The sequence below is a fragment of the Xenorhabdus sp. IM139775 genome (assembly GCF_028598745.1).
GTDB lineage: Bacteria > Pseudomonadota > Gammaproteobacteria > Enterobacterales > Enterobacteriaceae > Xenorhabdus.
Window position 1 is genome coordinate 1 of sequence record NZ_JAQRFK010000111.1, and the last position, 5,729, is coordinate 5,729.

The window sequence follows — 5,729 nt, forward strand, 5'->3', positions numbered from 1 at the left end:
AATTAATCATAAAACACCATGGCCTTCAAGCACATTTAATATGGCGGTCAAATACAGGATGTACCACTAGAGCTATTACGTTTTGCTAAACAGTTCGATAATCGTTTAGATGACTTCTTTGACATTCATCCAGAGTTTGTATCTAAGATCGTTATTGTGAACGATAGTTGTTCATGTATTGATAAAATTAAAAAAACTAGGGCCTGTTGACGGTTAGTGTTCACAAATGAATCAACCCACATAGGCAGGCAAATAATGATAAACGCCAGAGCTAATTTACTGGCGTAATTGTGTTCTAATTTATCGTATTTTGTTGCTATATCGGGGAAATCACCTGTCGATGATATTCATGGTGAATGCAGACTGGCAGTCGGGAACTGGCTCCCTGATTGGTTAATTGATGTCGCCGATTTCATTTGAGACGATGCCCTGATGAATACGACGCAATCAAATCAGCAGGTGTAATTAAATAAGAGAACGCATTGCCACCCCAGAGCAAACGATCCTAAGGTGGCAGAAATAATCCTGCCACCTGCTCAATATTGTTATGAACAATATATAGCGCCTAGCGTATCCGGATGTTCCGCTATACATTGAATTACACAGGCTTTATATAATTGAGTGTTTAGTATGAGGGGGAGGCAAACCCAAGCATAAGTTTGCATTGAAGCTAAAAGAGTAGAGCCTGCCAGCAGGCAAAGAAGAATGAATTTTTTCATTTTATTCTCTCTCTATCACTGTTTATCACTGACTACAAAGGTCGATATATCTAATAAACCCATCTTCACCCAATAACAAGCGAATAATACTTAACAATTAGTTACACATTGAAACTAAACGCATTATTTCTTTATGATCGGGGTTGAATCGCACCCCGATTATCACGGATAAGGCCATATTTTTACTGTGTCAGATGGAGAGGTTAAGTCATTTCATGCCATAACTTAAGGTAATCTCCCAATCCTCGCGTCCACAACCACCCCGACAATATGCACGTGATTGCTCAAAGGAATCATATTGTATTGAGAATTCAGTGGTTTTAAAAATGCATCATATCCTTCGGTAATCAGTTGCTTGAAAGTCAGTTCTTTCTCGCCATCAAGTTTTGCTACGACTAACTTGTTGGGAACAGGCTTAACATCTGGGTCAACCAAAATGATCATGCCTTGTGGTAGGCTTAGTCCATTCGGCGATACCATTGAATCACCTTGTACTTCCAGCCAAAAAGCGCGTTGTGAGCATTCAACAGAAGTCCCATATCCTTTTTCAATACGGTTTGTTTGATATTTTGAAGCAGGATCTTCGCACCAATTACCTGCACTGATCCAGTCGAGCAGTGGGTATTTCTTATGGAAGAGCATGTGGCCAGAAAATGAAGCATTATCAACATCATAAAGAACAGAAACAAGTTTCCTTGCTTGCCTATCCAGCTCCGGACTGAAATCTGCAATTTGGACTGCCAATTTTTGGGCAAAATAAGCTGCCATCTCCAAGTTAAGGGCATTTATCCCATTGAGATAGTGTGAAATTGCACTTTGTGTCTTGCCGATTTCTTCTGCAAGCGTTTCTTGAGAGATGCCAAGCTGTTTTTTCTTGGACTCAAATATCGCTTTTAAACGTGCTGCATCGGCAAGTTGTTCTGCTGTGAGTTTCTTTTTCATTGGCTCATTTTAATACCAACGCTATTAAAATGATAAATACTAAAAGTATTGAAATATTTAGTACTTTAGATATTATTCTGAGGGAGAAGGAGGAAAGGTATGGAAAAAATCTCATTATCAGAATATGTGAAATTGAATGGTCAGGTTAAAGCTGCACGTTTGGTCGGCGTTCATCAAACTGCGATCAGTAAGGCATTACGTTCGGGGCGTAACATATTTTTGATTCGTCAGGAAGATGGAACTTACAAAGCGGAAGAATGCCGTCCATTTCCCAGCCAAAAGCAAAATTTTTTATGAGCAGAGAAAATATCAGAAGTATGATTAATTCATTTCTATTATAGGTTGACGTTAATTATCTCACTGATTTTATTGAGATGTTTTTTGTGTATATTGTTGAGGAAGAAAATATGAACGCTAACATTGGTCATGACTTCAGAGCGATAGGGAGCATTCTTGACATTATGCCCGCAAATGATTACCACGATACTTTAGATGATGATTCATCAAATGGATATTTGCTTGAAAATAAAGAGATATCTCATTGTGTTGATTCATTTCCATCCCCTGAAATATTAAAGAGTTATGAGTCTATTTTACCCGGTTATGCTGAAAGGGTATTTGCCCTTAGAGAAAAAGAGCAGATTTTTCAACATGAAAAGCAGAACAAGGCGCTGGATGGATTAATCAATAGAGATAAAAGAGGGCAATGGATGGGCTTTTTTATTACGATATTTATCTTAATCGTTGCGACGGTTTTTGCTTTTAAGGGCGAAATACTCTTTGCTGGCACGTTAATCACCATTGATTTGGTGGGATTGGTTTCTGTATTTGTGATTGGGCGTAAATTGAATATAAAATAATTTAAAAAAAACAAGTGATTATCTTTACTGCAAGGCGAGAGCGCGAACGTTTTTTGAGCTTGAAATGTATGCTACGCAACCATAATTAGAATAAATATCACTCAATCTGGTCTTGTTAAAGTATGAATTAGTGCTTTATTTACACAATTCGTTCGAAAATTAGTCTTTCATGCTCTCGCCCTGATCTTTACTGGCTATCTTTTACTTTAGTCATTTGTATGCTACATCAATTAAATCATTATGATAAATACCATTCCAAAATTGTTGAGCACTTCTTACTCGTTACGGCGCGAGGCGTAAGGAGTTATCATGATTTGAGTGTGTCTCTATTATGGAAACCTATTTATACATCGACAAATATAAAAAAATTTGTATGATAGGGGCGTTTATGTATTAAAGATAAATTTGCTCATTATAGAGAGTTAATATGGATATTAAAACCTTATGTGATTTATTCCAATCAGGAGAAAAACTATAAACCAATCAATTTTTTCTGTTATAGGAAAAGATATGAATAGTGATAAAAAATAAATTTGGAAGGCTCATGGTATTAATATCTTATAAAATCAGTTAATACGCTACAATGGAAAGGCTATGATCAGATATCAAAAAAAGAAAATTGTTGTCAATGGTGCTCAACTTGAGTATCTCCATAATCATGAGGATCATAAAACACCTTTATTGTTTCTGCATGGTGCGTTGGCTGATAGTTGTATGTGGAATCGACATATGATTGAGCTGGAAGACAGCGTATCGCCGATGGCTTTAAGTTTGCGTCATTTTGGCGGTTCTGCAAAGATAGGTGCCTTTGGTATTGAAACACACGCTAATGATGTTATTGAAGTAGTCCGCAAAATAGGCTGTTCTCCGGTACATTTGGTCGCATGGTCTTATGGCGCTGATGTAGCGTTATTGGCAGTATTAAAAGCACCGGAATTGTTTCGTAGTCTTTTTCTTTATGAACTTGGATATCCATCTTATTTAACTGAGGAAGAATTAGTACTATTTATGGCGGATGCCCAGGCTATGTTTGGCCCTTTATTTGAATTAGCAGGGAAAACAAAATTGCCTGAGATGGTAGAAATTTTGATTGATGGTTCAGGCAATCAAAAAGGTTATTTTGCCTCACAACCTGAGGCTGTACGCATGGCTCAGTTAGCCCAAGCAGATACGATAATTAAGCAACTGAATCAGAATGAAAAACCAGATATAAATGCAAACGCCCTGACGGCGATAAAATTGCCTGCCCATGTTGCTTATGGTGAATACTCCCGTCCATTGTTTCAGCTTGTTAGTGCATCAGCAGCAAGAAATATTCCCAATTGCCAATCGGAAATTATCACGGGGGTAACGCATATGTTTCCGATAGAGCAACCTGTCGTTTTTAGTGCAAAGATCAAGCATTTTATTCTGAGTGTATGACTTAAGTGGTAACTAACTTATAAATATATATACGATTATTGACTTACACCCATCTCAATTTTTTAATAATGAGAATGTTACTTCCATTAATGGCTTAATGATTAAATAGGATAAAACAATGGCATCAGAAAAAATAAGCAGTGACAGTCGGTTTTCTGGCAAAAAAATAATCATTGTTCATGGATATACGGCTTCACCTTCATCTAATTGGTTCCCCTGGTTAAAAGAGAAATTGACTGAACAAGGTGCAGAGGTGATCGTACCTGCAATGCCTGAATCATCAGCCCCCAAACCTGAAGCTTGGGCTAAGAGGTTGATGGATATCGTGCCTGAGGCAGATGAAAATTCGATTTTTATTGGTCATAGTCTCGGTTGTATCACGGTATTACGCCATTTAGAGTCGATACGTTCACAGCATCTTCATATTGGAGGGTTTATTTTGGTTTCTGGATTTGACTCTCCACAGGCCACTTTACCAGAACTGAATTCTTTTATTGTTGAACCGTTAGACTATGATTTCTTGCGCAAGGTAACTGAACAGCGTATTTCACTGATTTCTTCTAATGATGACATTGTTTCTCCACAAGCTTCTTTGGATTTGGCTCATGCTTTGCAAACAGAAGTGATGAATGTTGCTAATGGTGGACATTTTATCTATAGGGATGGGTTTACTCGTTTATTACCTGTCTATGATATTTTGGAAAATATGTTATCAGAATAAATCCAGATAAATGACATCTTATCTCCCCAGTTTATCGGGCTTAATCTGGGGAGACATTAAATATAAAAGACCAGTGAGTTATTTTAAATATGGCTTATCAGTTATAAAATTTGACTCTCATTTCAAACAGGAACAAGATAAAAATATATTTTGTGATGAATTTTGGCTTAATTTAAGTTGTATGGAGATTTGTGGTGACAGTATGAATATAACTTACTAAGGAGTTAATTATGGCGCCGTCTTATTCTCGCTTTATTTCTGATGCCAATAATGATGATTTGATTCATGTGGATTTTGAACACAAGATAGGAAAATATTCTGCCAAAGATTTTAAATCCGACTGGGGTATTTCACCCACTTTATCGACTGGTCTTAATCAAGGCAGATTAAATATCGTTATTGATCCCCAAGATGATAAAAACAAAGTGTTAGAGCTTACTTATCTTGCCAATACTGTTGGCTCTGAGGCCGGAACCTCATTTAATGCACCGGTTCATGGTGAACATAAAGCATTATGGTTGCAATATAGGATGATGTTCAGTAAAGAATTTATGTGGGTTAACGGTGGGAAATTACCGGGTTTGGCTGGTGGAGATCACCCATCAGGTTGTATCGATAATGACAATTTTGATGGTTTCAGCAGTCGTTTGATGTGGCGAAAAGCAGGCGAGTTATTTGGTTATTTCTATTATCCTGAAAAAAATGAACGATGTGGTGACTATATTAAATTAGAAACTTCTTTAAAGAAAAACACTTGGTATACTTTGACGCAATATGTAAAACTAAATAATATCGGAAAACATGATGGTATCTATATACAATATATCGATAATCAAGAGGTTTTTAGCACAGATAGCCTCAAGTTAAGAAATAAAACTAATGTTTTCATTGATGCAATAAAATGGAGTTCTTTTTTCGGTGGCTCTACGCTGGATTGGGCTCCACCAGTGGAACAATATGCTTATTTTGACGATTTTGTTGTTAGTGTTGGGAAGCCTGATAATATTTAATCAGTTATTATCCTGTAAAATTATTTATTTCATCCAATCATTTTGGATTGAAGCT

At 36.8% G+C, this 5,729-nt stretch carries 6 protein-coding genes and 1 pseudogene; 5 read left to right on the forward strand and 2 right to left on the reverse strand.

Going from position 1 to position 5,729, the window contains the following annotated elements; genetic code table 11:
- Positions 1-230: 230 nt before the first annotated feature.
- Together PSI17_RS15580 and PSI17_RS15585 are read right to left on the reverse strand one after the other, a co-directional pair.
- Positions 231-329 (reverse strand): annotated as a pseudogene (locus tag PSI17_RS15580) (IS5/IS1182 family transposase); the annotation flags it as partial.
- 615 nt (positions 330-944) lie between these two features.
- Entirely contained in the window at positions 945-1,661 is a 717-nt protein-coding gene (locus PSI17_RS15585) for a LexA family protein (protein WP_273552845.1), read from the reverse strand.
- Positions 1,662-1,760: 99 nt separating this feature from the next.
- Here PSI17_RS15585 and PSI17_RS15590 point away from each other — a divergent pair, with 99 nt between their 5' ends.
- The 5 genes from PSI17_RS15590 (at position 1,761) to PSI17_RS15610 (ending at position 5,674) form a co-directional block, all read left to right on the forward strand.
- Positions 1,761-1,958 carry a Cro/CI family transcriptional regulator gene (locus tag PSI17_RS15590; RefSeq protein ID WP_273552846.1) on the forward strand — a complete coding sequence of 66 codons (198 nt, stop codon included), beginning with the start codon at positions 1,761-1,763 and terminating at the stop codon, positions 1,956-1,958.
- A 110-nt stretch (positions 1,959-2,068) separates the two neighbouring features.
- On the forward strand, positions 2,069-2,521 hold the full coding sequence (locus PSI17_RS15595) for a DUF2335 domain-containing protein (RefSeq protein ID WP_273552847.1): 453 nt from the start codon (positions 2,069-2,071) through the stop codon (positions 2,519-2,521).
- Positions 2,522-3,115: 594 nt separating this feature from the next.
- Positions 3,116-3,943: an alpha/beta fold hydrolase gene (locus PSI17_RS15600; protein WP_273552848.1), complete on the forward strand. Its 828-nt coding sequence runs from the start codon at positions 3,116-3,118 to the stop codon at positions 3,941-3,943.
- Positions 3,944-4,061: 118 nt separating this feature from the next.
- On the forward strand, positions 4,062-4,664 hold the full coding sequence (locus PSI17_RS15605) for an RBBP9/YdeN family alpha/beta hydrolase (protein WP_273552849.1): 603 nt from the start codon (positions 4,062-4,064) through the stop codon (positions 4,662-4,664).
- A 230-nt stretch (positions 4,665-4,894) separates the two neighbouring features.
- Positions 4,895-5,674 carry a polysaccharide lyase gene (locus PSI17_RS15610; RefSeq protein WP_273552850.1) on the forward strand — a complete coding sequence of 260 codons (780 nt, stop codon included), beginning with the start codon at positions 4,895-4,897 and terminating at the stop codon, positions 5,672-5,674.
- The last annotated feature ends 55 nt before the right edge of the window (positions 5,675-5,729 follow it).